At 70.5% G+C, this 24,113-nt stretch carries 25 protein-coding genes; 5 read left to right on the top strand and 20 right to left on the bottom strand.

Translation table 11 applies throughout. The annotated features are described in order from the left end of the window. Positions 1 to 64: 64 nt before the first annotated feature. Together LQ938_RS14795 and LQ938_RS14800 are read right to left on the bottom strand one after the other, a co-directional pair. Positions 65 to 2,026 carry a cytochrome c oxidase assembly protein gene (locus LQ938_RS14795; RefSeq protein ID WP_223723329.1) on the bottom strand — a complete coding sequence of 654 codons (1,962 nt, stop codon included), beginning with the start codon at positions 2,024 to 2,026 and terminating at the stop codon, positions 65 to 67. 145 nt (positions 2,027 to 2,171) lie between these two features. Continuing rightward, positions 2,172 to 2,459 carry an HU family DNA-binding protein gene (locus tag LQ938_RS14800; RefSeq protein WP_047543944.1) on the bottom strand — a complete coding sequence of 96 codons (288 nt, stop codon included), beginning with the start codon at positions 2,457 to 2,459 and terminating at the stop codon, positions 2,172 to 2,174. A gap of 710 nt (positions 2,460 to 3,169) precedes the next feature. On the opposite strand from LQ938_RS14800, the gene LQ938_RS14805 reads away from it, so the two are divergent. Beyond that, complete coding sequence (locus tag LQ938_RS14805) at positions 3,170 to 4,012, top strand: endonuclease domain-containing protein (RefSeq protein WP_223723278.1); 843 nt, start codon at positions 3,170 to 3,172, stop codon at positions 4,010 to 4,012. 579 nt (positions 4,013 to 4,591) lie between these two features. Here the strand turns inward: LQ938_RS14805 and rpsN are convergent. The 15 genes from rpsN to LQ938_RS14880 all read right to left on the bottom strand — a co-directional run bounded on the left by rpsN (position 4,592) and on the right by LQ938_RS14880 (position 17,503). Next, positions 4,592 to 4,897, bottom strand: coding sequence for a 30S ribosomal protein S14 (rpsN, locus tag LQ938_RS14810; RefSeq protein WP_223723279.1), 306 nt, complete (start codon positions 4,895 to 4,897; stop codon positions 4,592 to 4,594). A gap of 4 nt (positions 4,898 to 4,901) precedes the next feature. Next, entirely contained in the window at positions 4,902 to 5,072 is a 171-nt protein-coding gene (gene rpmG / locus LQ938_RS14815) for a 50S ribosomal protein L33 (RefSeq protein WP_029145259.1), read from the bottom strand. After that, positions 5,072 to 5,308 (bottom strand): 50S ribosomal protein L28, encoded by a 237-nt coding sequence (gene rpmB / locus LQ938_RS14820; RefSeq protein WP_223723280.1) that lies wholly within the window; start codon positions 5,306 to 5,308, stop codon positions 5,072 to 5,074. The genes rpmG and rpmB overlap by 1 nt, the downstream gene beginning before the upstream one ends. Positions 5,309 to 5,449: 141 nt before the next feature. Continuing rightward, positions 5,450 to 6,160: a DNA-3-methyladenine glycosylase gene (locus LQ938_RS14825; protein WP_223723330.1), complete on the bottom strand. Its 711-nt coding sequence runs from the start codon at positions 6,158 to 6,160 to the stop codon at positions 5,450 to 5,452. Then, a complete protein-coding gene (locus LQ938_RS14830; protein ID WP_223723281.1) occupies positions 6,157 to 7,626 on the bottom strand; it encodes a hypothetical protein in 1,470 nt (489 codons plus the stop codon). Before LQ938_RS14830 ends, LQ938_RS14825 begins: the two co-directional genes overlap by 4 nt. Continuing rightward, positions 7,616 to 8,464, bottom strand: coding sequence for a TIGR03943 family putative permease subunit (locus tag LQ938_RS14835; protein ID WP_223723282.1), 849 nt, complete (start codon positions 8,462 to 8,464; stop codon positions 7,616 to 7,618). The genes LQ938_RS14830 and LQ938_RS14835 overlap by 11 nt, the downstream gene beginning before the upstream one ends. Continuing rightward, complete coding sequence (locus LQ938_RS14840) at positions 8,457 to 9,497, bottom strand: permease (protein WP_374197490.1); 1,041 nt, start codon at positions 9,495 to 9,497, stop codon at positions 8,457 to 8,459. Before LQ938_RS14840 ends, LQ938_RS14835 begins: the two co-directional genes overlap by 8 nt. After that, positions 9,484 to 9,897, bottom strand: coding sequence for a Fur family transcriptional regulator (locus LQ938_RS14845; protein ID WP_223723283.1), 414 nt, complete (start codon positions 9,895 to 9,897; stop codon positions 9,484 to 9,486). Before LQ938_RS14845 ends, LQ938_RS14840 begins: the two co-directional genes overlap by 14 nt. A 166-nt stretch (positions 9,898 to 10,063) precedes the next feature. Continuing rightward, on the bottom strand, positions 10,064 to 10,924 hold the full coding sequence (locus LQ938_RS14850; protein ID WP_223723284.1) for a metal ABC transporter permease: 861 nt from the start codon (positions 10,922 to 10,924) through the stop codon (positions 10,064 to 10,066). Then, positions 10,921 to 11,736 (bottom strand): metal ABC transporter ATP-binding protein, encoded by an 816-nt coding sequence (locus LQ938_RS14855; RefSeq protein ID WP_223723285.1) that lies wholly within the window; start codon positions 11,734 to 11,736, stop codon positions 10,921 to 10,923. Before LQ938_RS14855 ends, LQ938_RS14850 begins: the two co-directional genes overlap by 4 nt. After that, positions 11,733 to 12,740: a metal ABC transporter solute-binding protein, Zn/Mn family gene (locus LQ938_RS14860; protein WP_223723286.1), complete on the bottom strand. Its 1,008-nt coding sequence runs from the start codon at positions 12,738 to 12,740 to the stop codon at positions 11,733 to 11,735. The genes LQ938_RS14855 and LQ938_RS14860 overlap by 4 nt, the downstream gene beginning before the upstream one ends. A gap of 60 nt (positions 12,741 to 12,800) precedes the next feature. Next, entirely contained in the window at positions 12,801 to 14,138 is a 1,338-nt protein-coding gene (locus LQ938_RS14865; RefSeq protein WP_223723287.1) for a dihydrolipoamide acetyltransferase family protein, read from the bottom strand. 115 nt (positions 14,139 to 14,253) lie between these two features. Further along, complete coding sequence (locus tag LQ938_RS14870; protein ID WP_223723288.1) at positions 14,254 to 15,237, bottom strand: alpha-ketoacid dehydrogenase subunit beta; 984 nt, start codon at positions 15,235 to 15,237, stop codon at positions 14,254 to 14,256. After that, positions 15,234 to 16,394 (bottom strand): thiamine pyrophosphate-dependent dehydrogenase E1 component subunit alpha, encoded by a 1,161-nt coding sequence (locus LQ938_RS14875; RefSeq protein WP_223723289.1) that lies wholly within the window; start codon positions 16,392 to 16,394, stop codon positions 15,234 to 15,236. Before LQ938_RS14875 ends, LQ938_RS14870 begins: the two co-directional genes overlap by 4 nt. 5 nt (positions 16,395 to 16,399) lie before the next feature. Next, positions 16,400 to 17,503, bottom strand: a complete 1,104-nt coding sequence (locus tag LQ938_RS14880; protein ID WP_223723290.1) for a histidinol-phosphate transaminase — start codon at positions 17,501 to 17,503, stop codon at positions 16,400 to 16,402. A gap of 102 nt (positions 17,504 to 17,605) precedes the next feature. On the opposite strand from LQ938_RS14880, the gene LQ938_RS14885 reads away from it, so the two are divergent. After that, a complete protein-coding gene (locus LQ938_RS14885; protein ID WP_223723291.1) occupies positions 17,606 to 18,001 on the top strand; it encodes a phage holin family protein in 396 nt (131 codons plus the stop codon). A 3-nt stretch (positions 18,002 to 18,004) separates the two neighbouring features. On the opposite strand, the gene LQ938_RS14890 is transcribed toward LQ938_RS14885, so the two are convergent. After that, positions 18,005 to 19,333: a hypothetical protein gene (locus tag LQ938_RS14890; protein ID WP_223723292.1), complete on the bottom strand. Its 1,329-nt coding sequence runs from the start codon at positions 19,331 to 19,333 to the stop codon at positions 18,005 to 18,007. Next, on the bottom strand, positions 19,333 to 19,617 hold the full coding sequence (locus LQ938_RS14895) for a hypothetical protein (protein WP_223723293.1): 285 nt from the start codon (positions 19,615 to 19,617) through the stop codon (positions 19,333 to 19,335). Before LQ938_RS14895 ends, LQ938_RS14890 begins: the two co-directional genes overlap by 1 nt. Positions 19,618 to 19,728: 111 nt before the next feature. Between LQ938_RS14895 and LQ938_RS14900 the strand changes: the two genes are divergently transcribed. Together LQ938_RS14900 and purB are read left to right on the top strand one after the other, a co-directional pair. Next, positions 19,729 to 20,232 carry a low molecular weight protein-tyrosine-phosphatase gene (locus LQ938_RS14900; protein WP_223723294.1) on the top strand — a complete coding sequence of 168 codons (504 nt, stop codon included), beginning with the start codon at positions 19,729 to 19,731 and terminating at the stop codon, positions 20,230 to 20,232. Positions 20,233 to 20,270: 38 nt separating this feature from the next. Then, entirely contained in the window at positions 20,271 to 21,653 is a 1,383-nt protein-coding gene (gene purB / locus LQ938_RS14905; protein WP_223723295.1) for an adenylosuccinate lyase, read from the top strand. A gap of 154 nt (positions 21,654 to 21,807) precedes the next feature. On the opposite strand, the gene LQ938_RS14910 is transcribed toward purB, so the two are convergent. Next, positions 21,808 to 22,893: a winged helix DNA-binding domain-containing protein gene (locus LQ938_RS14910; RefSeq protein WP_223723296.1), complete on the bottom strand. Its 1,086-nt coding sequence runs from the start codon at positions 22,891 to 22,893 to the stop codon at positions 21,808 to 21,810. A 253-nt stretch (positions 22,894 to 23,146) separates the two neighbouring features. Between LQ938_RS14910 and LQ938_RS14915 the strand changes: the two genes are divergently transcribed. Beyond that, positions 23,147 to 24,040, top strand: coding sequence for an SDR family oxidoreductase (locus tag LQ938_RS14915; protein ID WP_269216551.1), 894 nt, complete (start codon positions 23,147 to 23,149; stop codon positions 24,038 to 24,040). The last annotated feature ends 73 nt before the right edge of the window (positions 24,041 to 24,113 follow it).

A 24,113-nucleotide genomic window follows, 5' to 3' on the forward strand; every position in this document is an offset into this window, starting at 1 on the left:
CTGAGCGCCCGGCGAGGCTCGGGGCCGCCCCCCGGCCCCAGCGCGCGTCAGCGCCCGGCAAAGCTCACCGAGCTGCGCGGGAGTCCTTCTCGGCGAGCGCCGCGAGCCGGGCGTTGTACTCGTGCAGCTCCGCATCACCGGAGCGATCGGCCTGACGGTCGCTGCTGCGCTGCAGCCGGTCGTCGCTGCGGCTCCACTGGATCGCCACCGTGATGCCGATGATGAGGGCCGGGATCTCGCCGATCGACCAGGCCGCGCCGCCGCCGATGTACTGGTCCTCCAGCGGCGTCGGCCCCCACGTGCGCCCCATCGACCCGAACCATTCCGCCGCAAACAGGCCGGTCTGCATCATGATCGCGATGCCGAAGAAGGCATGGATGGCGATCACCATCGCCAGCGTCACCAGGCGGAACGGGTACGGGAGCCGGTAGGGCACCGGATCGATCCCGATCAGAGAGAGGACAAACAGGTACCCCGTGATGAGGAAGTGGACGACCATCCACTCGTGCCCGAGGTGGTCGTACAGCGACCAGCGGAACAGGTCGGTGTAGTAGAAGATCCAGAGCGAGGCGACGAAGTTCGCGGCCGCGAAGAGCGGATGCGTCACGACCTTCGACAGCGGCGAGTGCACGGCCCACAGGATCCACTCGCGTCCGCCGCGGGTGCCGTCATCACGCTTGCGGATGGCGCGGAGTGCGAGGGTCACGGGCGCACCGGGCACCAGCAGCACCGGGATCGCCATCGTGAGCGCCATGTGGCCACCCATGTGCACGCTGAACAGGTAGTCCTGGTAGACGTTGATCGGTCCGCACGTCACCCACAGCAGCAGCAGCATCCCGAGCACCCAGAGGATGGTGCGGTAGATGGGCCAGCGATCGCCGCGGCGGTGCAGCCGCCACACTCCGGCGAGGTAGAAGAACAGCCCGAACCCGGCGGCGAACGCCCACAGCAGGTCGATGTTCCACGACGTGAACCATTGGCCGATACCGAGCTCCGGGGGAACGGTCGCGTCCGTCAAGAACTGCGCCGGCGTCTGGGCGATCGGCGGAGTCTGGTCGGTCGGCGGGGCCGTTCGCGCGAGCGCCGCAGCCGCCCCGCTCGCGATGCCCATCAGCGCGAGTTCGATGCCGATCAGCATCCAGAAGCTCCGGGATGCCGCATCCGCCGTCAATCGTCCGATCAGGCGCAGGCGATACCAGGCGGCGAGGACGCCCATCGCGACCAGGGCGACGACCTTGACGATCAGGATCGCTCCGTACGGCGAGAACAGCGCCGGCAGCGACCCGAGGCTGACCGTTGCGCGCACGGTTCCCGAGATCGCGACGACGATGAACGCCACCAGCGCGATGCTCGAGTAACGACGCAGCACTCCGGTCAGCTGGGTGCTCCCCATGACCGGACGGATGAGCACGAGCAGGAGCAGCCCGCCCAGCCACACGGCCGCGGCGATGATGTGCAGCACCAGCGAGAGCGTCGCGATGTTGTGGTTCGCGAGTTCGCCGGAGTGCCCCTGGGTGCCCATCGGCACGAGTGTCGCCGTGGCGAGCAGCGCGACGATGAGGGTCGGCGTCCACGAGCGCACCGCGAAGGTCAGCACCGTCAGGACGGCCCCGGCGATGGTCGTGATGAGCCAGGTGCGGCCGAGTTCCAGGTCGACGAGGAATCGACCGAGCTGCTGCCCGAACACCGCGTCGGCGCTGGGAGCGGCATTGAAGACATTGACGAAGGTGAGAAAGCCCGTCGCCGCGGCCGCGACCGTGAACACGGCGGCGGCAACGGATGCGGTATCGAGCGCGATATCGAACGCGCGCTCCTCGGGCTTCAGCGCGAACAGCGCGAGAACGAGCGAGCCGACCAACCCGGCCGCCGAGAGGTTGACGACGAGGGTGACGATGGGGAGTCCCCATCGCACCACGGGACCCGCGTCGGCGATCGCGAGCGGCGCAGCGCCCCCGCCGTAGAGGAGCGCGGCGACCAGAGCGAGAATCGCCGTCACGAAGAGGATCGCCGGTCCCGCGAACCGCAGAACCGTGGGCGATCCCGGGCGGTTCGCGCCTCCGCGCGCGGCATCGACGCCGCGGGGAGGGAGCGTCGTGGTCACCGCTTAAGCCTAGGCGCGAACGACGAAGGAGGACGCCGAGCGGCGTCCTCCTTCGCGGGTCTTCCGTCGATTACTTGACGGCTGCCTTCAGCTTCGAACCTGCGGTGACCTTGACGCGCTTGCCCGCGGGGATCTGGATCTCGGCGCCGGTCTGGGGGTTGCGGCCGGTGCGAGCAGAGGTCTCGACCTGCTCGAACGCGATCCAGCCCGGGATGGAGACCTTCGAGCCCTTGGCGACGGCCTCGGACACGGTGGAGAAGAGGGAGTCGAGCACGCTCGAGACGGCGGACTGGCTCTGTCCGGTTGCGCTGGCAATGCTCGCGACGAGCTCGGTCTTGGTGATGGACTTGTCGGCCATGTGGTTGTCCTCCAAGCGGCGAGATTCGCCGCTGCTTGACTTCGACCCGGGGGCTTGGCCCTCGGTTGGTCGGATCGACCGTGCTCGAATATACCCACGTTCCCCGACATTCCGCGGATTTACGGGGTTTTACGACGCGAAAAGGCGGCGTGTCCGGTTACGCCGCGGGCGTAGCGGGCGGATGAGGCCGTTTTCACGCATCCGCAGCGGTCTTCGTGGGGTTTTTCGCGGGTTTCTGCGGGAGGGGTGGGTCGAGGGGCGGGGGGCCGGGCGGGAGCCTGGTCGAGGGCCGGGTGGGGGGCCCGATCACGTCCCGGCCCGACCCGGCCCGGCCCGGCCCGTAGCGAGGAGATCTGCCGGAGCGAGGACCGAATCGCCCGCACCCGCCCTCGCTTCGGCAGATCACCTCGCTCGGGCCGGCGCCGCCAGCCTCCGCGGCCGCGCCGATCCGGGCGAAGAGCCCGAGCGATGCCGAGCCATGCCGAGCCGATCCGCGCGATGCCGAGCCATGCCGAGCCATGCCGAGCGAAGCCGAGCGAAGCCGAGCCGATCCGCGCGATGCCGAGCGATGAGCCCGAGGGCGGAGTACTCCGGCGTCCGAGTCCTGTCAGCGCGCCACCGTTCCTCCCCAGGTCGGTGTGCAGCGCGCATCGTCCACGGATGGGAAGAATCGGATGCGGTCGCGACCCTGCGGCCGCCAGGCTCGCGGCATGAGAGCTACCGCCTTCCGTGCCGTCGACGCCGTGATGGCCGCCGGCGGAGTTGCGCGCAGTGCGACCCTGATGCGCGCCGGGGTGTCGAAGCACGCGCTCGCTGAGGCCGTCGGCGCCGGTGCACTGATCCGCATCCGGCGCCGCTGGGTGGCGATCCCCGACGCCGACCCGTTTCTCATCAGCGCCGCCCGGGAGAGGGTGATTCTGTCGTGCATAACGCGGGCGCAGCGGCTGCGTCTGTGGGTGCTCGAAGACGAGCGTCCGCACGTCGCCGCGCCTCCGCACGCGGGAATGGTGACGACCCGCGCCGCCGTCGTGCACCGGCATGCGCCGCTGGTGCCGCGCCATCCGGATTCCCTCGAGGACTCGATCGAGAACACGCTGAGTCTCGTCGCCGTCTGCCAGCCGTTCGAGCGGGCGCTCGCTATCTGGGACTCCGCCTTCCGCCAGGGCATCGCTGACCCGCACGCGATGTCGGGCTACGATCTGGGCCTCAAGGCACGCGAGGTTCTCGAAAGCGCCAGCGCCTACCGCGATTCGGGGCTCGAGACGATCGTCTACGTACGGCTGCGCTTTCTTCGGATGCCGATCGTCTCGCAGGTGTGGATCGCCGGCCATCGCGTGGATTTCCTCATCGGCGAGCGCCTCATCCTGCAGATCGACGGCGGACACCACGTCGGCGCGCAGCGAGCCGCTGACATCGCGCACGATGCGCAGTTGATGCTGCTCGGCTACCACGTCATCCGGGTCACCTACGCCCAGGTGATGGAGGGCTGGGCGACCGTGCTCGACCTCATCCTTCGCGCGATCGGACAGGGCCTGCACCTCGCCCGCCGCTGACGCCCGGAGACCTGCCCCCGCACCGCCCGCCGTGCGCCTGAGGGAGAGCTGCCCGATCGCCCGCGCGTTGCAAGGAGATGTGCCCGATAGCCCACCCGAAGCGAGGTGGCTGGCGCGAACGCCCGGCGGAAGCGAGGAGATTTGCCCTAGCGAGGACCGAAACACCCGCATCCGCCCTCGCTTCGGCAGATCACCTCGCTTCGGGCCGCGGATGGGAGCGATCACGCCCGGATGCAGCCTCGCCCGGACCACCTCAGTCCTGAAACAACCCCGGGCATCTGTCGGAACACTCGACCAGAGCGAGGCGAATTACCCGAACGCCCCGCCGAAGCGAGGAGATCTGCCCTAGCGAGGACCGAATCACCCGCATCCGCCCTCGCTTCGGCAGATCACCTCGCCACGGGCCGCGGATGGGAGCGATCGCGACCGGATGCTGACTCCACCGCCAGCACCAGACCCCAGCCCGACCTCGCACCCCGAACCCCAGCCCGCGGCCCGCGGCCCGCAGCCCACCCCCGCATCCGCCAACGCGAAAGCCCCGGAGTTCCGTAGAACTCCGGGGCTTTCTGCTGCGGGTGCTTACCAGCTGGACTTGGTCACACCGGGCAGCTCGCCACGGTGGGCCATGTCGCGGAAGCGCACACGGGAGATGCCGAACTTCGTCAGCACACCGCGGGGGCGGCCGTCGATGACGTCGCGCGAACGCACACGCACCGGCGACGCGTTGCGCGGCAGCTTCTGCAGGCCGAGGCGAGCGGCTTCGCGCTCTTCGTCGGTCGAGGTCGGGGCGACGAGCGCCTTCTTCAGCTCGGCGCGCTTGGCAGCGTTGCGGTCGACGACCACCTTGCGCTGCTCGTTGCGCGCGATCTTGCTCTTCTTAGCCATGGGATCAGCGCTCCTCTCGGAATTCGACGTGCTTGCGGACCACCGGGTCGTACTTCTTCAGCACGATGCGGTCGGGGTTGTTGCGGCGGTTCTTGCGCGTCACGTAGGTGTACCCCGTGCCTGCGGTCGAACGCAGCTTGATGATCGGACGAACGTCCTGAGCCTTCTTGGCCATTAGAGCTTCACGCCCTTCGCGAGGATGTCCTTCACGACGGACTCGATGCCACGTGCGTCAATGACCTTGATGCCCTTCGCCGAAACGTTGAGCTTGATGTTGCGACCCAGCGACGGAACGAAGTAGGTCTTCTTCTGCACGTTCGGGTCGAAGCGGCGCTTCGTCCGACGGTGCGAGTGCGAGATGTTGTGACCGAAGCCGGGAACTGCTCCTGTCACCTGGCACACTGCTGCCATGGTGATGTCTCCTTCTGTACCGTGAGGCCGGACGGCCCCACCCAAGATCCCTTGTCTGCACCCCACTCGCACCCGATCGTTTCGGATCGGCGATGTGAGGGAGGGTGCGTACTGCTCGCTGGAGTGCGGGCAGACAAGAGATCAGCTTAGCATCCCGCGGCGCGTCGGCTTGACGAGAGTCCCGGATGCGGCAGCAGCGCCTCTGCCCCACCGGAAGGGCGAGACCGTGTCGTCGCCGGGGATCCAGAACCGCCAGGGGAACGCGTCGGTGCCGGCGACTCCCGCCACTCCGACACGGGGTCCGCTGGCGATCGCCGGCAGCGGATCGGCGCGCAGCAGCAGCGTGGCGCGGGCGCCGGCCAGGGGCGCTCCGGTGACCGCATCCATCCCGTCGTGCACCGGATGCCGCAGGCCCGACGCGTCGCCGAGCCGCCCGGGCCCGCGCGCCAGGTCGCGCGGCTCGCGCACGACGCCCCGCACCGTGCGGCGCCGGAGCGCCGCATCCGCCCCTTCGATGACCTCCGCCGCGCGCAGCAGCACTCCCCCGGCCATCCCCGGGGGAGCGCAGACGACGTTGACGCACGAGTGGATTCCGTGGCTCAGGTATACGTACAGATGCCCGGGCTCGCCCCACATCGTGGCGTTGCGGGCGGTCGGCCCCATCCGCGCGTGCGACCCCGGGTCGGGCACGTCACCCGTGCCGCGGCCGTGGTACGCCTCGACCTCGGTGATGCGCAGGACCACCCGCTCGCCCGCGACCTCGGTCTGCAGCAGCGCATCGAGGAGGCGCGGGGCGACCTCGAGCGGCACGGCGGCGAGGGCCTCGCGGGTGGCCGGCACGCGACGCGTCATCGCAACGGCACCCGGCACCACGAGATGTCGAAGGCATCGAGGCTCGAGACCTCGGTCGCCGTCCCGTCCGCGTCGAGGTCGAGGATGTGCGTCTCCACCCGACGCGGCAACGGCAGGTCGTACGACGTGTCGTACGGGTTCGACACCGCATCGGGTTGCACGAGCACGGCGGCGTACCGTCCCGACGGGGAGATGCAGGTCTGCAGCAGCGACGACGTGCCCTGCACGGTGAACACCGGCGTCGACGTGCCGTCGGCGCCCACCCGGTAGAGCGTGCTGCCGCTGCCGGCGGCGTCGGCGCCTGCCGCCGTGTACTGGCGCAGCGTCGCCCCCGACGCGACGGGCACGATGCCGCCGAGGTACCCGGTGGTGCCGGTCGCGTCGACGAGCGGCACATCGCTGCCGTCCTGCAGGTTCACCTCGAACAGCCCGTCCGCACGCAGGATCACGGCCGTCGCCGACCCTCGCGCGATGCCCTCGATCTGCGCGGCGGCCCCGAGGTCCACGGGCCCCTCGCCCGCGGTCGCGGTCAGCAGAAGCCGCCCCTCGAAGCTGAGCAGCAGCAGGCTGTCGGTGTCGGGAACGAAGCTCCACTGCGCGACGCTCACCGGCTGACCCGCGACCTCGATGCGCGTGGGCGGGGCGTCCGCATCCGCGTCCTTCAGAGACGCCGTGTAGAGGACGCTCGCCTGCGCACCCGCGACCGACATGTCGGGCGGCGTGTACGTGTAGCCGATCGACTCGCCGCGGTCGGCCGTCTGCAGGTCCTGCACGGTGCCCGGCCCCGGAAGCGGAAGCGTCCGCGCGTTGGCGCCATCGGTGTCGGTCACGACGAGCTGCGGCGCCCCCGAATCGTCTTTCACCGACATGACGAGGTGCTGGCCGGTCGCGCGGAAGTCCTCGATGTGCGCGTGCGTATACATCGGCACGGCCGTGGCGCCGTCGAGCCCGGTGCGGAACACGGTGTCTTCGGTGTCGCCGCGCTGCAGCAGGTACACCGCGAGCGGCGGCGTGCGGAAGCTCTGCTCGAGCGTCGCCGTCGTCTCGCCACCGACCGCCGTGACCCCGTCGACCGTCACTGTGTAGTCGGTGTCGTCGCGCAACGGCAGCGTGAACCGGATGCCGATGCTCCGCCCCGATGTCTGCACCGTCACGTCGGCGGCGGGCGTCACCTCGACCTGCGACGGGTCGATCTCGGCGAGCGACTGAGACGTCGTGAGGATCATGCGGGATCCGGATGCGGACACCGCCGCATCCGGATCGAACTGAACGCCGGTGACCCGCGGCCCCTGCGCGGCTCCGACGAGTCCGGCGACGCCGCCGACGATCACCAGCACGCCGAGCACCGCGAGGAACGAGAGCAGGTACGCGCGTGCGCGACGCCGGCGGGCGTGCTCGCGGCGGGAGACCCCGGTCGGGGCGCCGCCATCGCGGGAGCGCCTCGAGGGTGGACCGTCAGTACTCATACGGGTCCTGCGGCTCATCGATCGGCGTCACCTCGGCCGCGACGATCGCGAGCTCACCCGTGCTCGAACTCCGCACCGTGCCGGTGATCTCCACCCACTGGCCGGTCGCGGGCACACTCTGGGCGCTCGTGACCGTGAGGCTCGCGGGCTGCGCGTCGATCACGCAGTGCGTGATCACGAGCCGCGACAGGTCGAAGCCGCCGTCCGCGTCTCCGCTGACGAACCCGGTGAGGGTCACGGCGTCGCCGTCGAACGCATCCGGGTTCGTCGCCGTTGCGAACACGCTCGCCCAGTCGCCGACACCGAAGGAGGTGGTGTCGCCGGTCGCAGCGAGGGTCACGGTGTCGTCGCCGGCGAAGAGCGGCGGCGCGCCGACGTCGCGGGATGCGGCGAGCTCGGCCGAGAGCGACGCGGGCGGAAGCACGAGCATGCCGAGCACGATGCCGGAGGCGAGCACCCCGCCCGAGACGGTCGCGATCCGGCCGATGCGCACCGGCGCAGGGCGGCGCCGGTGGAGGATCGCTTCCGGTGCCGGGGGGCGGAGGTGCGGCGCGGCGCCGTGGTCGTGCGCATCGCCCGCGCCGTCGCCCGCACCGTGGGCGGCCGCATCCGCGCCGTGATCGTGGCCGTGATCGGCTTCGGCACCGAGCGGCACGACGAAGCTGAGCACCGTGCCGACCAGCACGACGACCGCCATGACGACCGCGAACCAGGCCGATTCGGGGTTGATGTAGAGCGCGATCCGGTCGGTCAGGGCGAGCACGAGGGTGATCACGGCGAGGCAGGCGGCAAGGCCCACCCCGAGCCACCGCGAACCGATCCAGCGGGCATCACGCAAGGAGGTTCACCGCCGCTCCGAGGGCGAAGGAGAACAGCAGCACCACGACGACGATCCCCGCGATCGCGCGGGTGCTGAACGTCGTGCGCAGCAGCGCGATCATCTTCACATCGACCAGCGGACCGGTCACGAGGAAGGCGACGATCGAGCCCGGCGTGAACGTTGACGCGAACGACAGCGCGAAGAACGCATCCACGTTCGAGCAGATGGCGACCACGATCGCGAGGCACATCATCGCGACGATCGAGAGCACCGGGTTCGATCCGATCGCGAGCAGCGCGTCGCGCGGCACGAGCACCTGCACAGCACCCGCGAGCGCAGAACCGATCACGAGCGCGGGCATGACCGCGCGGAACTCGACGATGAACTGGGCCAGGCTGCGGCGCCCGCGCCCGCCGGGTTCGTCGGCGGCGATCGCGCACGCATCCCGGAACCGGTCGGTCAGCAGCGCATCGGGAGACGGATGCCGGCTGTACAACCAGCCGATCAGGTTGGCCACGACGTAACCGCCCAGAAGCCGTGCGATCAGGATGCCGTCGCTGAATCCGAAGGCCTGGTGGGTCGTGATGATGACGATCGGGTTCACGATCGGCGCGGCGATCAGGAAGGTCAGGGTCTCCGGCACCGTGAACCCGCGCATGAGCAGACCCCGGGCGAACGGCACGTTGCCGCATTCGCACACCGGGATGACCATCCCGAGCAGCGACAGCACCGCCCGCCGGGCCCATGCCCGTCGCGGCATCCATCTCTCGAGCCACCCGGCCGGCACCCACACCTGCACGAGGATCGAGAGCACGACGCCCAGGGCGACGAACGGCAGCGACTCGATGAGCACACTGAGCGCGAGCGTCAGGCCGTCCTGCAGGCGGGTGGGCACGTCGCCCGGAAGCACGCTCGGCGCGAACAGGTCGAGCAGCACGATGACGACGATCAGCCCGACGCCGAGCGCGAGAGCGACGAGCGTACGATCGCCGCGCGAGCGGACGCGCGCGGGAGCGGTGGCCCGCTCGCGCTCGGGACTAACCCGCGTCACGCTCTTTCGCCCGCGCGGTCGTGCATGCGGCGCAGAGGCCGAAGATGTCGACGATGTGCTCGGCCTCGGTGAACCCGTTCGCGGCGGCCGTGCGCTTCGCCCACGCCTCGACCTCGGTGGCCTCGATCTCGACCGTGAGACCGCAGGAGCGGCAGATCAGGTGGTGGTGGTGGCCGCTGGTCACGCAGGCGCGGTAGAGGTTCTCGCCCTCCGGGCTCTGCAACGAGTCGGCGTTGCCATCGGCGGCGAGACCGGCGAGCGCGCGGTACACCGTCGCGAGACCGATCCCGGTGTTCTCGTCGCGCAAGCGCGCGTGCAGCGACTGCGCGCTGACGAAGCCACTCGCGTCGGAAAGGGCCTCGCGGACGCGCTCGCGCTGCCAGGTGTTGCGCTGAGCCATGGCCGGAAGTCTACCGGCGACGCCTGGCAGCGGGCCGGGCAGAGTCGATGTGCCGCGTGCACGGCGCGGCCGGCGCGGTTCGGACGTGCGCGGCACTCCCCGCGTGAGGCACGGGCCCCGGGTCACGCGGCCCGCGTCTCGTCCGCCCCGAGTCGCCCGCCCCGAGTCACGCGGCGCGGGTCACGCGATCCCGGCGCGAGCCGACGATGCGGCACACCAGGTAGATGACGAACGAGATCGTGGTGATGTACGGGCTGACCGGGAGGGTGCCGGCGATCGCGAGCAGGATGCCCCCCACCGCCGAGACCACACCGAACAGCGCGGCGAGCAACGGCACGGCGAGCGGCCCGGTGGAGATGCGCATGGCCGCCGCAGCCGGCGTCACGAGCAGGGCCAGCACGAGGAGCGCACCGATGATGTGCACCGCGACGGCGACGATGAGTCCGAGCAGCAGCATGAACGCGAACGAGACCCACCCCGTCGGCACACCGCGCGCGGCCGCAGACTGCGGGTCGAGCGAATCGAACGTCAGCGGGCGCCAGATGAGCAGCAGGCCGATCAGGACCACGATGCTGATGCCGACGAGCACGCCCAGCTGGCCGGACTGCACCGAGACGATCTGCCCCGTGAGCAGGCTGAAGCGGTTCGCGCTTCGTCCGTTGTAGAGCGACAGGAACAGGATGCCGAGCCCCAACCCGAACGGCATCAGCACCCCGATGATCGAGTTGCGGTCCCGGGCCCGGGCGCCGAGCCATCCGATCAGCCCGGCCGCGATCATCGAGCCCACGATCGAGCCGGTCACGACGTCGAACCCGAGCAGGAGCGCCCCGGCCGCGCCGGCGAACGAGAGTTCGCTGATGCCGTGCACCGCGAACGCCATGTCGCGCTGCAGCACGAAGACGCCGATCAGGCCGCCGACGATGCCGAGCACCGCGCCCGCCCAGACCGAGTTCTGCACGAGTTCGAGGATCGCGCCGTACTGCGAGGCCCCGCCGAAGAGTGCGTCGCCGATGTCGTCGAGGTTCATCCGCGCACCTCATCGTGATGGTGGTGGGAGTCGTCCGCATCCGGAGCACCGACCACGACGAGACGCCCGCCCGCCCGCAGCACCTGCACGGGCGCGCGGTACAGCTCGCTGAGCACGCGCGAATCGAGGACCTCCTCGGGGGTGCCGAGGGTGAACGCGCCGTTCGCGATGTAGAGGATGCGGTCGACCGCCGAGAGCACGGGGTTCACGTCGTGGGTGACCAGCAGCACTCCGGCTCCGGTGTCGCGCCGGTGCCGATCGATGAGACCCACCACGGCCTGCTGGTTGGCGAGGTCGAGGCTCGTGAGCGGTTCGTCGCAGAGCAGCAGCCGCGGATCGTCGGCGAGCGCCTGCCCGACGCGCAGTCGCTGCTGCTCGCCGCCGGAGAGAAGACCCACCGGGCGGTCGGCGAACTCGTCCGCGCCGACGGCGGCGATGAGGCTCGCGATCCGTTCGCGGTCGCGGCGCCGGGGCAGGGGCGGGCCGAAGCGGTGCCCGTTCACGCCGAGGGAGACGAGGTCGCGCCCGCGCATCGAGGTGTCGCGGGGCAACGGGCGCTGCTGCGGGATGTAGCCGATGCGCCGGTTGCCCGCGCGCACGACCGGGGCGCCGAGCGCCTCGATGCTGCCGCTGCTCAACCGGTCGAGGCCGAGGATGGCGCGCAGGAGCGTCGTCTTGCCCGCGCCACTCGGACCGAGCACGGCGACCACCTCGCCCGGCGCGACCGTGAGGTTCAGTCCGGTCCACAGGTCACGTCCGCCGCGTCGGAGCGCGGCGGACGTGATCACGAGCGGGCTGTCGCCCGGCGTCACGATCCGAGGGCTGTCGCGATGTCCTCGATGTTCTGCTGCATCCATTGCACGTAAGTCTGGTCGTCCGGGAGCGTTTCGGAGAACTCGAGCACGGGCACGCCCGCGGTGCCGGCGGCATCAATGGTCTGCGTGGTCTCGGCACCGGCGGCCTGGGAGTTGGCGATCAGCAGCTTCACATCGCCCGAACCGATCAGGTTCAACGCGGTGAGCAGCGTCGCGGGGGGCACGTCCTGGCCCTCTTCGACGGCTTCGCTGAACTCGGACGGGGTGACGTTCTCGAGCCCCGCGGCCTCGATCATGTATCCGGGCACCGGCTCGGTCACGAACACGCCTTCGCCGGCGTGCGCGGTCTTGATGTCGGCGAGGCTCGACTGCAGCGCCTCGAGCTTCTCGGTGAACGCCGCGGCGTTCGCCTCGAATGTATCGGCCTGGTCGGGCAGCTGGGCAGACAGCTCCTGCGCGATGGCCGCCGTCACGTTCTTGATCGTGTCCTGGTCGTACCAGACGTGCTCGTTGAAGCCTTCGATGTGGCTGTGGCCGTCGGCATCCTGAGCCTCGGCGTGGTCCTCTTCGGAGTGCGGGGACTCCTCGAGGGCCTCGGTGTCGGTGTCGCCGGCTTCACCCTCGGGCCACGCGTGCGAGTACTCGGCCGCGACGATGACCGGCGCCTCCGAGCCGCTTCCGGAGATGAGCGTGTCCATGAAGGCGTCGTATCCGCCGCCGTTCTCGATGATCAGGTTCGCCGCGCGCACCGTGATCTGGTCGGCCGGGCTCGCCTCGAACTCGTGCGGGTCCTGCGAGTTCGACGTGATGATCGGCGTCACGGTGATCGCATCCCCCGCGATCTCCTGGGCGATCTGACCGTAGACGTTGGTCGACGTCACGATCGTGAACTCGTCCGACGACGAGGGGGATGCGGATGCGCCCCCCGCGCAGCCGGCGAGGGCGAGGACGGATACGGCGGCCAGAGCGGGCGCGACGAGGAGGAGACGGCTTTTGGGCATGCGCCCATCATAGGACTACTGATAATGGTTATCAAAATCCGTGCGCAGTGCCGCGCCGGATCACTCCACGAGCAGCGCGGGCTCCTCCAGCACCGAGGCGATGTCGGCGATGAACCGGGAGACGCCGTCGCCGTCGACCACGCGGTGATCGAACGACCCCGACACGGTCGTCACCCAGCGCGGGCGCACCTCGCCGTCGACGACCCACGGCTTCTGCCGGATGGCGCCGAGCGCGACGATGCCGACCTCGCCCGGATTGATGATCGGGGTGCCCGCATCCATCCCGAACACGCCGATGTTCGTGATCGTGATGGTGCCGCCGGACTGATCGGCGGGCGTCGTCTTGCCCTCCCGCGCGGTGAGTGTGAGTTTCTCGAGCGAGCGGGCCAGGTCGCGCATGTTGAGGTCCTGCGCGTCCTTGATGTTCGGCACGAGAAGGCCCCGCGGGGTGGCCGCGGCGATGCCGAGGTTCACGTAGTGGCGCACGCGGATCTGCGCGCCCTCGTCGCCGTCGATCCACGCGGCGTTGACCATCGGCGTGCGACGCACGGCCCAGATCACCGCGCGCGCCATGATCAGCAACGGCGACACCTTCACGTCGGCGAAGTCCGGCGAGGACTTCAGGCGCTTGACGAGCTCCATGGTGCGGCTGGCGTCGATGTCGCGCCACACCGAGACGTGCGGGGCCGTGTAGGCGCTGCGCACCATGCCGGATGCGGTCGCCTTGCGAACGCCGCGCACCGGGATCGACTCCTCGCGCGCGTCGTTGACCACGGCGGCCGGGGCCGGAGCCGGGGCTGCCGGTGCGGCCGTCGCGACGGAAACCGGAATGGTGGACTCCCGCTCATCGGGCCACTCGGGCGTCTCGATGTTGCGGAAGACGCTGGCCTGCGAGGCGTGGGCCACGACATCGTCGCGGGTCACTTCGCCGGCGGGGCCACTGGGGGTGACCGAGGCGAGCTCGACCCCGAGGTCGCGGGCGAGCTTGCGGATCGGGGGCTTGGCCACGACGCCGACGGATGCGGCAACCGGCCGCTGCGCGGGCTTCCTCCGCCGCGACGACACCTGGCCGGCCGAGCCGTAGCCGACGAGCACCGACCCGCCCTCGTCTGCAGCGGGGGCCGCGGCGGGCGCGGGGACGACGGCCGCGGGGGCCGCAGCATCCGCGATCGTGATGATCGGCGCGCCCACGTCGACCGTCTTGCCCTCCTCGACGAGCAGGTCGCCGACGACACCCGCGTACGGCGAAGGCAGCTCGACGAGCGACTTGGCGGTTTCGATCTCGACGAGCACGTCGTTCACGGCCACCTGATCGCCGGGGGCGACGCGCCAGGTGACGATCTCGGCCTCGGTGAGGCCTTCACCGACGTCGGGCAGGTGGAAGGTCTGGTCGCTCATGCGAGCTCCTTTCGCCGGAAGCCCCGACCGCGAGACGGGATCTTCGCGCCGAGACAGGGGGGTAACCCCACCGTCTCGGCGTCCAGATCCAGTCTCGCGGTCATGGGCTGGCGGATCAGTAGGTCAGGGCGCGGTCGACGGCTTCGAGGATGCGGTCGGCATCGGGCAGGTACTGCCCCTCGAGTCGTGCGGGCGGGAAGGGGGTGTCGAAGCCCGATACCCGGAGGACCGGGGCTTCGAGGGAGTAGAACGCGCGCTCGGCGACGGTCGCGGCGACCTCGGAACCCAGCGAGGTGAACCCGGGCGCCTCCTGCGCGTAGACCATGCGGCCGGTGCGGCGGACGGAATCGAGGATCGGACCGTAATCCACCGGCGACAGCGACCGGAGGTCGACGACCTCGATCGACACGCCCTCGGACTCGGCGAGCGCCGCGGCCTGCAGCATCGTCGACACCATCGCGCCGTGACCGACGAGCGTCACGTCGGTGCCGCGACGCACCACGCGGGACGCGTGCAGCGGCAGGGCGCGGGCCGACAGATCGACCTCGCCCTTGGGCCAGTACCGGCTCTTCGGCTCGAGGAAGACGACCGGGTCGTCGGACGCGATCGCATCCTGAATCATCCAGTAGGCGTCGTTCGGGGTCGACGGGCTCACGACCCGAAGGCCCGCGGTGTGCGTGAAGTACGCCTCCGGGCTTTCCTGGTGGTGCTCGACCGCGCCGATGTGTCCGCCGTACGGGATGCGGATGACGACGGGCATGCGCAGCGCGCCCTCGTGCCGGTTGGTGAGCTTCGCGAGCTGCGTGGTGATCTGGTCGAAGCCGGGGAAGACGAACCCGTCGAACTGGATCTCGCACACCGGGCGGAAGCCGGCCATCGCCAGGCCGATCGCCGTGCCGATGATGCCGGACTCGGCCAGCGGAGTGTCGATCACGCGACGCGGGCCGAACTCGGCCTGCAGGCCCTCGGTCACGCGGAAGACGCCGCCGAGCGGGCCGATGTCCTCGCCCATGAGCAGCACGTGGTCGTCGGCGGCGAGCGCGGCGCGGAGCCCGGCGTTCATCGCCTTGCTCAGCGGCATGGTGGAGATGTCGGTCATGCCCGGCCCTCCTCGAACGACGCTTCGTAGTCGGCCAGCCACTGCTTCTGCTCCGCGATCAGCGGGTGCTCCTCGCTGTAGACGTGGTCGAAGATGACGTCGGACGGGATGGACTCGAGGGCGACGGTGCGCGCCCGGGCGTCCTCGGCGACGGCTGCGCCCTCCGCATCCACGTCGGCGAAGAACTCGTCGCTCGCGCCGCGGCCGCGCAGGAACGCCCGCATCCGCTCGATCGGGTCGCGCAGCGCCCAGGACTGTTCTTCTTCGGACGTGCGGTACTTGGTGGGGTCATCGCTGGTCGTGTGCGCGCCCATCCGGTAGGTCGCCGCCTCGATCGCGCGCGGCCCGCCGCCGGCCCGCGCCTCATCGAGCGCCCGGCGTGCGACGGCGTAGCTGGCGAGCACGTCGTTTCCGTCGACGTGGATGCTGGGCATGCCGTATCCGGCGGCCCGCAGGTGCAGCGGCCCGCGCGACTGGGTGCGCACCGGCACCGAGATCGCCCACTGGTTGTTCTGCAGGAAGAACACCTCGGGCGTCTGGAAACTGGCGGCGAACACCATCGCCTCGTGCACGTCGCCCTGGCTGGATGCCCCGTCGCCGTAGTAGACGATGACGGCCTCGTCGCGTTCCGGGTCGCCGGACCCGCTCTTGCCGTCGAGGGAGAGGCCCATCGCGAAACCGGTCGCGTGCAGCGTCTGCGATCCGAGCACGAGCGTGTAGAGGTGCGTGTTGCCGTTCTTCGGGTCGTAGGGGTTCCACCCGCCGTGGGTGAGTCCCTTCATGAGCCGGATGATGTCGATCGGATCGACGCCGCGGATGGTGGCGACCACGTGCTCGCGATACGAGGGGAACAGGTGGTCCTGCGCGCGGGCGGCGCGAGCGGAGCCGACCTGCGCGGCCTCTTGGCCGTAGCTCGGCGGCCACAGGGCGAGCTGCCCCTGCCGCTGCAGGTTGGTCGCCTGGCGGTCGAAGGCCCGGATCACCGCCATGTCGCGGTAGAAGGTCTCGAGTTCTGCGTCGCTCAGGGCCGCGATCGCCTCGAGGTACGGCTCTGCGGCGGGGGTGGGGGCGAAGGATCCGTCGGCCGCGATGACCCGCACGAGGTGCGGATCGTCGGAGTTCGAGGCGTCGTGGGTCACCGTGTCGGGTGCAGTCACAGCGTCTACGCTATCCGCCGTGCCGGGTGGCCCTCTGGAAGGTGCTGCACAACGGATGCGGCGATTCGTAGGACGGTCTCCACAGACTCCTCCTCACCGATCGACACCCGCAGGCCGTCGCCGGGGAAGGCACGCACGATGATTCCGGCGGCTTCGAACGCCTCCGCCGCCTCCGCCGAATCGACTCCCGTCGCCAGCCACACGAAGTTGCCCTGCGCGTCGGGCACCTGCCAGCCCGCCTCCCGGAGCCCGTCGGCGATCCGGTCGCGGCGCACGGCGATCTGCCGCACACGCTCGCGCAGTTCGTCCTCGGCGTCGAGGCTGGCGAGGGCAGCGTTCTCGGCCTGCGCCGTCACCGACAGCGGGATCGCGGTCGCGCGCGCGGCGTCGAGCACCCGGCGGTGCCCGACCGCGTAGCCGATGCGGAGCCCCGCCAGGCCGTACGCCTTGGAGAACGTCCGGAGCGCGACGACGTTCGGGCGCACGACACCGAGCTCGCGGAGTCCGTCGACCGCATCCGGTGCCGTGACGAATTCGGCGTAGGCCTCGTCGAGGATCACAAGCACGTCGCTCGGCACCGCGTCGAGGAACGCGTCGAACTCGCTCTGCGTCACGACCGGGCCGGTCGGGTTGTTCGGGCTGCAGACGACCACCGCCTGGGTGCGGTCGGTGACGGACGCGGCCATCGCCGACAGATCGTGCCGTCCGTCGGAGGTGAGGGGAACCTCGACGCGGTCGGCGCCGGTCACGGTCACGAGGTTCGGGTACGCCTCGAACGAGCGCCAGGGGTACACGATCTGGTCGCCGGGTCCGGCGACCGAGAGCATGAGCTGCGACAGGATCGACACACTGCCCGCGGCGATGTGCACTTCATCGATCGTCACCCCGAACCGGGCGGCGAGGCGTTCGCGCAGGCGGGTGGCCGTCGCATCCGGATACCGGTTCACCGACACGGCCTGATGCATCGCGTCGATGACGCCGGGCAGCGGATCGAAGGGGTTCTCGTTGCTCGAGAGCTTGAAGGCGTCGGCGCCGGCCTGGCGTCCCTGGCGGTAAACCGGCAGGGCGGCGATCTCGGGGCGGACGCGGACGGGAATCGGATCGCTCACGACCCCGAGTCTAAGAGCGCACCCATTCCCGCGCGCTCATGCGCCCCGGTTGCCGGCTGAATGCGCCTGCGGGGGACGGATGCGGCGTGCCACACTGACCGCATGGGCTTCCTCATCCGCGTCGTCGTCAACGCGTTCTCGATCTGGGTCGTCACCCTCATCCCCGCGCTCGGAGTCAGCGTCATCGCCTTCGCCCCCGGCGAGACGCTGCAGCTCGTGATCTCCCTGCTCGTGATCGCTGCGATCTTCGCGCTCGTGAACACCATCGTCGGCACGGTCGTGAAGGTGCTCACCTTCCCGCTCTACGTGCTGACCCTCGGTCTGTTCTCGCTGGTCGTCAACGGGTTCCTGCTGTGGCTGACGAGCTGGATCACCGAGTTCTGGGCGTGGGGCCTGCGCGTCGAGAGCTTCTGGTGGGGTGTGATCGCCGCGCTGCTGATCAGCCTCATGAACTGGATCTTCGGCGTCATCCTGCGCCCCAAGCGTCGCGAGGACTGACGCTCACGGCCGGTTCCGGGTGCTCGATTGCGGGTAGAACGATCCGCGGTCGGTGTCGCGTTCGGCGCCGTACTCCCGCACCTCGACGAGTTCGGCGTCCGCCAGTTCGCTGAGCCGGTCGTGCAGGGCGATCACCCGGGGATCACCGGATGCATCCGCCGCCTCGGCCGTCTGCACGTACGTCTCCAGGTGGTGCGCAGGAAGGGTGAGATCGTGCAGGCCGCCCGCCTCATCCACCGTGCGCTCGACCAGGAAGCTCTGCTCCGCCCCGACGCGATCGGGGTGCCCGACCGCGAGCGACGCGACCGGATCGTCGGTATGCCGCACCTGCACGCTGAGGGTGTCGGCGCCCACATCGACCGAGGTCGGCGAGCCGAACGTGCCCACCACCTGCATGTCGTACACACCCGTCTGCGCGAGTTGGCCGACGCTCATGCCGCCCTGCGAGTGCCCCCATCCGAGCACCTCGTCGCCGGGTTCCGCCCCCGCCTCGACGAGCGCGGCCTCGACCGTGGCGAGAGCGTCGGAGCGATGCCCGGTGAAGGACTGCACGTTCGAGGTCATGTCCCACGGGTCGGCGCCGCTCATCGAGCGCGTGCCGGTGACGTACACCGCGAAGGTGCGGCCGCCGCCCGCACGCACGTACTGCTCGATCCGCACCCGGGCGTCTCCGGATGCGGGGATCCGCGCCGCCGCATCGGCCAGCGTCCGTGGGGCCGTCGCGTTCTGCGACACCGGCAGGGGCACGAGGTTCGCCGCCGTTCCGCCGGGAGCGACCCTCGTGCCCGCCGCGACCGTTCCCTGGCCGCTCGAGCGCACCTGGGCGAGCGCCATCCCGACCAGGCTGACCACCGGCACGCCCACGACCCACAGGGGCAACCCGCCCCAGAACGCGTCGAGAACAGGGCCTTCTCCGGCGGCTCGCGCGTCGGCGAGCGCGGCGTCGGCCGTGGCGACCGCATCCGGATGCTGCGCCTCGAACGTGTCGATGGCGCGCTGCGCATCGACGGCGCCGGCCTCATCCCCGGCAGCGATCGCCACGTCGTACGCGACGCGCAGCTCGACCAGGGTGTAGGTCGCGGATGCGGCGCGGAGTGCGCCGGCGAGCTCGTCGGCGCGACCACCGGTCTCCGACAGCCGTGACGCCACGAGCGCCGGACTGGTCGGGATCCCGAGGAACAGCGCCGGGATCCGGTGCTCGCAGAGCACGAACTGGGTCGCCGCGTTATGCAACTCGTCGGCGGCCGACGCGAGCACGGCGGCGGCCGCATCCAAGGCCGCCGTGTCGACCGCGATGCCCCCGCCCGACGAGATCGTGATCGCATCGCCCATCAGCCCGGCCAACCGCGCTGCACGAGGCGGGTATTCGCCGCCTCGAGCTGCTGATCGAAGGCCTCGATGGCCTCCTCCCGCAGCGCGAGGTCGCGTAACCACGCGTCGAGGTCGTGTTCGAACGCGACCATCGCCGGAGACGCCCACTTCGTCGCCGCCGCGAGCCCGGTGGTCAGCGTGCGCGCCGCCACGAGGTGGTGACGCGCGACCGCGACATAACCGCGGGCAGCGGCGACGTCCGCGATGAAGTTCGCCGTCGTGGTCGGATCGGGTACCCAGGACATGAGTCGAGCGTGCCTGCGCTGCGCGTCCGGCGGGGGCGTCCGCATCCGACTTCGGGATCGATCCGGCGTGCGACCGTGCTGTGCAGGAGGAGTGGGGACCAGAATGGAAGCATGACCGAACCCGCGCCCTTCCGCGTCGTGTTCGTGTGCACGGGCAACATCTGTCGCTCACCGATGGCCGAGGTGGTCTTCCGATGGTTCGCCGATTCGGTGGGCCTCGGCGACCGCGTGGTCTCCACGAGCGCCGGCACCGGCGATTGGCACGTGGGCGAACCGGCGGATCCTCGCACCACGGCGGCACTCGAACGCCACGGGTACGACGGCACGCGGCACCGCGCGAAGCAGTTCAGCTACGCCGACTTCGACCGGAACGACCTCGTCGTCGCGCTCGATCGCTCCCACGAACGCAACCTGCGGGCGTGGGCGCGGTCCGAAGCCGACGGCGACAAGGTGGCGCTGCTGCTGTCGTTCGACTCATCCGTCGACGAGGTGCAGGACGTTCCCGACCCGTACTACGCGGGCGACGAGGCGTTCGATGAGGTCCTCGGTATGATCGAGAACGCGTGCCGGGCGCTCTTCCGGCAACTCGAACCCGCCATTCGCTCCGCCGGGTAGGCCGCGAAGCGGGCGCCGCATCCGACCGACGGAGTACCGTGTCGTCTTTCCCCGTTCAGCCGCTCAGCCCGCTCGATGGCCGGTACCGCTCCGCGGTCTCCGCTCTCGGCGATTTTCTCTCGGAGGCGGGGCTCAACCGGGCACGCGTCGAGGTCGAAGTCGAGTGGCTCATCGCCCTCACCGACCGTGAACTGTTCGAAACGCAGCCGCTGACGCACGACGAGAAGCAGAACCTGCGTCAGCTCTACCGCGACTTCGGCCAGGACGAGATCGACTGGCTCGCCGAGCGCGAGGCCGTGACGCGTCACGACGTGAAGGCCGTGGAGTATCTCGTCCGCGACCGGCTCGACGCCCTGGGCCTCACCCGCATCGCCGAGCTGACGCACTTCGCGTGCACGAGCGAAGACATCAACTCCACCGCGTACGCCCTGACGGTGCAGCGCGCGGTGACCCGGGTGTGGCTGCCGAAGCTGCAGGAGGTCACGGCGCGCCTCGACGGCGTCGCCCACGAGCTGAAGGATGCGGCGATGCTGGCCCGCACGCACGGCCAGCCCGCGACCCCGACCACCATGGGCAAGGAGCTCGCCGTCTTCGTGTGGCGCCTGCAGCGCGTGCTCGCGCAGCTCGAGTCGTCGGAGTATCTCGCGAAGTTCTCGGGGGCCACGGGCACCTGGTCGGCGCACCTGGCCGCGGAACCGGATGCGGACTGGGTCGAGATCTCGCGCACCTTCATCGAAGGACTCGGCCTCGGTTTCAACGAGCTGACCACGCAGATCGAGTCGCACGACTGGCAGGTCGAGTTGTACGACCGCGCGCGGCACGCCGGCGGCATCCTGCACAACCTCGCCACCGACATCTGGACGTACATCTCGCTCGGGTACTTCTCGCAGATCCCGGTCGCGGGGGCGACGGGGTCGTCGACGATGCCGCACAAGATCAACCCCATCCGGTTCGAGAACGCCGAGGCGAACCTGGAGCTCGCGGGCGGCCTGTTCGCCACGCTCGGCTCGACGCTGGTCACCTCGCGGATGCAGCGGGACCTGACCGACTCGACGACGCAGCGCAACATCGGCGTCGCGTTCGGTCACTCGCTGCTCGCGCTCGACAACCTGCTGCGCGGCCTCGGCGAGATCTCGCTCGCTCGCGACGTGCTGCTGGCCGACCTCGACGTGAACTGGGAGGTGCTCGCCGAGGCCATCCAGACCGTCGTGCGCGCCGAGGTCGTCGCCGGTCGGTCGCAGATCACCGATCCGTACGCGCTCCTCAAAGAGCTGACGCGCGGCCGACGGGTGGGCGCCGCGGAGCTCGCGGAGTTCGTTCGCGGCCTCGACATCGGCGACGCCGCGAAGGAGCGCCTGCTCGCCCTGACCCCCGCCACCTACGTCGGCCTCGCCGAGGCCCTGGTCACCCCCCGCGACTGATCCCGCGCGCTCGCGGTGAGCCCCCCTCATCGGGGCGCTCTGACCGCGAGACTGCAGTGGCGCGGCGAGACGTCTGCGCAGAGCCGCTGTCTCGCCGCCCGACTGCAGTCTCGCGGGGTTCGGGGGTGCCCGGTCGGGCGCGCGGGGGCGCCGGTCAGCGGGGGAAGCGCTCGGCGTGCGCGACGGCCTGGGCGAGGGCGGATGCGGGCGGATGCGGCGCCCCGGGGAACGGCGTCACCACGGCCTCACCGTCGATGAGCTTCCAGGAGCCGACCGCCCGACCCCGCAGCATGACCGTCGGCACAGCGATGCCGTTCGATGACATCAGGAGCGAGGTGTGCGCCGCATCCGCCGACAGGCTGCGGTCACGGTAGCCGAGCAGCAGTTCGTCGAACGCCGGAAGAAGAAGCACGTCGGGCGGCTCCGGGAGCTCCGCATCGAGGGCGTGGGGCGCGACCCACCACGGCGCGCCGTCCACCTCCACGACCGCCGCACGACCGCACTCCGCGGCGCGAGCGAAGGCCCGGCGGGCGTCGCCGAGCGTGAGCTTCGTCCACCACGCGAGGTCGGCGGGCGTGGCCGGGCCGTGGCCTGCCAGGTACCGGGCGGCGAGCTCGATGAGCGCGTCGTCGCCCTCCAACTGCCGCGGGCGCGTGATCCACTCGTCGGCGAGAACCAGCGCCGCATCCCTCGCCCCGAGGGGCGGCCCGAACACGAGCGTGCCGGTTTGGCAGAGCCACCACACCGCGTGGTACGACCAGCCGGGCCGCATCTCGATGCCCTCCTCGACGAAGGCGGCGAACAGCTCGGCGCGGGGCAGCTGCGTGCCGCCCGACAGCCGCTCGATCGCGATCCGGCGCATCCGCTCGAGGATGTCGAGCGGAAAACCCAGCTGCTCGCGGCGCCGCGCCGCATCCGCGAGCAGCCGCGGCGTGAGCAGCTGCTGCATCCATCCGATGTCTTCGGCGGGCACCAGGTGCACGGTGGCGCGCATGGGCCACGAACGCACGACCTCACCTCGGCGCTGCGCCGCGCGAACGTCGGCGACGCTCGCCCCCGGCGCACGGACCCCGAGCGCCCACGACGCGGCGACCGGATCCTGGCCCTGCACCGCGAGCATGTGCCGCGCCACCCCGGCGATGTCGGGTGGTGTTCCGGATGCCTCCGGAGCGGATGCGGCGAGCAACTGCGACGCCATCCGCATCCGCAGCAGGTCGTCCCGAGACGCCGGTGCGTTCATCGTCACCCTCCGCTCGCTGCGCGCCGTCTCCCCGCGCGCCCCTCGATCCTCCCACCCCGCCCCGCCGGTTCCCCTCCCGCCCCCCTCCCGACCGCGAGACGGGATCTTCGCGCCGAGACAGTGGGGTTACCCCTACGTCTCGGCGCCCAGATCCCGTCTCGCGGAAACGCGGCGCCGGGCGCCCGCGGTAGGTCAATCCGGAGGAAGGGTCAAGAGGGGCCCCGGGAAGAGACCGCTGGGTAGCGTGCGACGCATGGCTGACAACATGTACACCGCACAGGACCCCACCACCCAGTACCCGCGTCCGCCGTTCCCGCCGCAGCAGCAGGACGGACCCGGCGACATCCACAAGATGGACCCCGCCCCCGACCACGGCGAGCAGAGCTACGTCGGCAACAACCGTCTGCCGGGACGGAAGGCCCTCATCACCGGCGCCGACTCCGGCATCGGTCGCGCCGTCGCGATCGCCTATGCGCGCGAGGGCGCCGACGTCGCACTCAGCTACCTTCCGGAGGAGCAGGCGCAGGCCGAGGAGGTCGCCGAGCTCGTGCGCGCGGCCGGCCGTACCGCGGTGCTGCTGCCCGGCGACATCCAGAACGAGGCGATGAACCAGGAGCTCGTGGAGAAGACGGTCGCCGAGCTCGGCGGCCTCGACATCCTGGTGATCAACGCGGGCACGATGCCGACCGTCGACAGCATCGACGACTTCCGGACCGAGACGCTCGACCATGTACTCAAGGCCAACATCTACCCGCTCTTCTGGTTGACCAAGGCAGCCTCGCCGCACCTGAAGCCCGGCGCGTCGATCATCACGACCTCGAGCGTGCAGGGATTCCAGCCCTCGCCGTCGCTCGCCGAGTACGCCGTCTCGAAGGCCGGTATCGCCAACTGGACGCGCGCGATGTCGCAGCAGCTCATCGAGCGCGGCATCCGCGTGAACGGCGTCGCGCCCGGACCCATCTGGACCCCGCTGCAGCCGGCGTTCGTGCCGAACGAGAAGATCGAGGAGTTCGGTTCGCAGACGCCGATCGGCCGCGCCGGTCAGCCCGCCGAACTCGCCCCACCGTTCGTCTTCCTCGCCTCGCAGGAGTCGAGCTACGTCGTGGGCGAGACCATCGCCGTGACCGGCGGGATGCCGGTGCACTGAGCACCCTTCTCATCACGGAGTGCCCCGGTCTCGGCCGGGGCACTTCGCCTGTCCGGCAGCTGCCGGAGCGCAA

Source organism: Microbacterium sp. cx-55 (genome assembly GCF_021117345.1).
In the GTDB taxonomy this organism is placed as follows: Bacteria; Actinomycetota; Actinomycetes; order Actinomycetales; family Microbacteriaceae; genus Microbacterium.

Bases quoted from the DNA above. Each gene is read 5' to 3' on its own strand.
- LQ938_RS14800 (WP_047543944.1), bottom strand. From the start codon at position 2,459: ATGGCCGACAAGTCCATCACCAAGACCGAGCTCGTCGCGAGCATTGCC.
- LQ938_RS14805 (WP_223723278.1), top strand. From the start codon at position 3,170: ATGAGAGCTACCGCCTTCCGTGCCGTCGACGCCGTGATGGCCGCCGGC.
- rpsN (WP_223723279.1), bottom strand. From the start codon at position 4,897: ATGGCTAAGAAGAGCAAGATCGCGCGCAACGAGCAGCGCAAGGTGGTC.
- rpmG (WP_029145259.1), bottom strand. From the start codon at position 5,072: ATGGCCAAGAAGGCTCAGGACGTTCGTCCGATCATCAAGCTGCGTTCG.
- rpmB (WP_223723280.1), bottom strand. From the start codon at position 5,308: ATGGCAGCAGTGTGCCAGGTGACAGGAGCAGTTCCCGGCTTCGGTCAC.
- LQ938_RS14825 (WP_223723330.1), bottom strand. From the start codon at position 6,160: ATGACGCGTCGCGTGCCGGCCACCCGCGAGGCCCTCGCCGCCGTGCCG.
- LQ938_RS14830 (WP_223723281.1), bottom strand. From the start codon at position 7,626: ATGAGTACTGACGGTCCACCCTCGAGGCGCTCCCGCGATGGCGGCGCC.
- LQ938_RS14845 (WP_223723283.1), bottom strand. From the start codon at position 9,897: ATGGCTCAGCGCAACACCTGGCAGCGCGAGCGCGTCCGCGAGGCCCTT.
- LQ938_RS14850 (WP_223723284.1), bottom strand. From the start codon at position 10,924: ATGAACCTCGACGACATCGGCGACGCACTCTTCGGCGGGGCCTCGCAG.
- LQ938_RS14860 (WP_223723286.1), bottom strand. From the start codon at position 12,740: ATGCCCAAAAGCCGTCTCCTCCTCGTCGCGCCCGCTCTGGCCGCCGTA.
- LQ938_RS14865 (WP_223723287.1), bottom strand. From the start codon at position 14,138: ATGAGCGACCAGACCTTCCACCTGCCCGACGTCGGTGAAGGCCTCACC.
- LQ938_RS14870 (WP_223723288.1), bottom strand. From the start codon at position 15,237: ATGACCGACATCTCCACCATGCCGCTGAGCAAGGCGATGAACGCCGGG.
- LQ938_RS14885 (WP_223723291.1), top strand. From the start codon at position 17,606: ATGGGCTTCCTCATCCGCGTCGTCGTCAACGCGTTCTCGATCTGGGTC.
- LQ938_RS14890 (WP_223723292.1), bottom strand. From the start codon at position 19,333: ATGGGCGATGCGATCACGATCTCGTCGGGCGGGGGCATCGCGGTCGAC.
- LQ938_RS14895 (WP_223723293.1), bottom strand. From the start codon at position 19,617: ATGTCCTGGGTACCCGATCCGACCACGACGGCGAACTTCATCGCGGAC.
- LQ938_RS14900 (WP_223723294.1), top strand. From the start codon at position 19,729: ATGACCGAACCCGCGCCCTTCCGCGTCGTGTTCGTGTGCACGGGCAAC.
- LQ938_RS14910 (WP_223723296.1), bottom strand. From the start codon at position 22,893: ATGAACGCACCGGCGTCTCGGGACGACCTGCTGCGGATGCGGATGGCG.
- LQ938_RS14915 (WP_269216551.1), top strand. From the start codon at position 23,147: ATGGCTGACAACATGTACACCGCACAGGACCCCACCACCCAGTACCCG.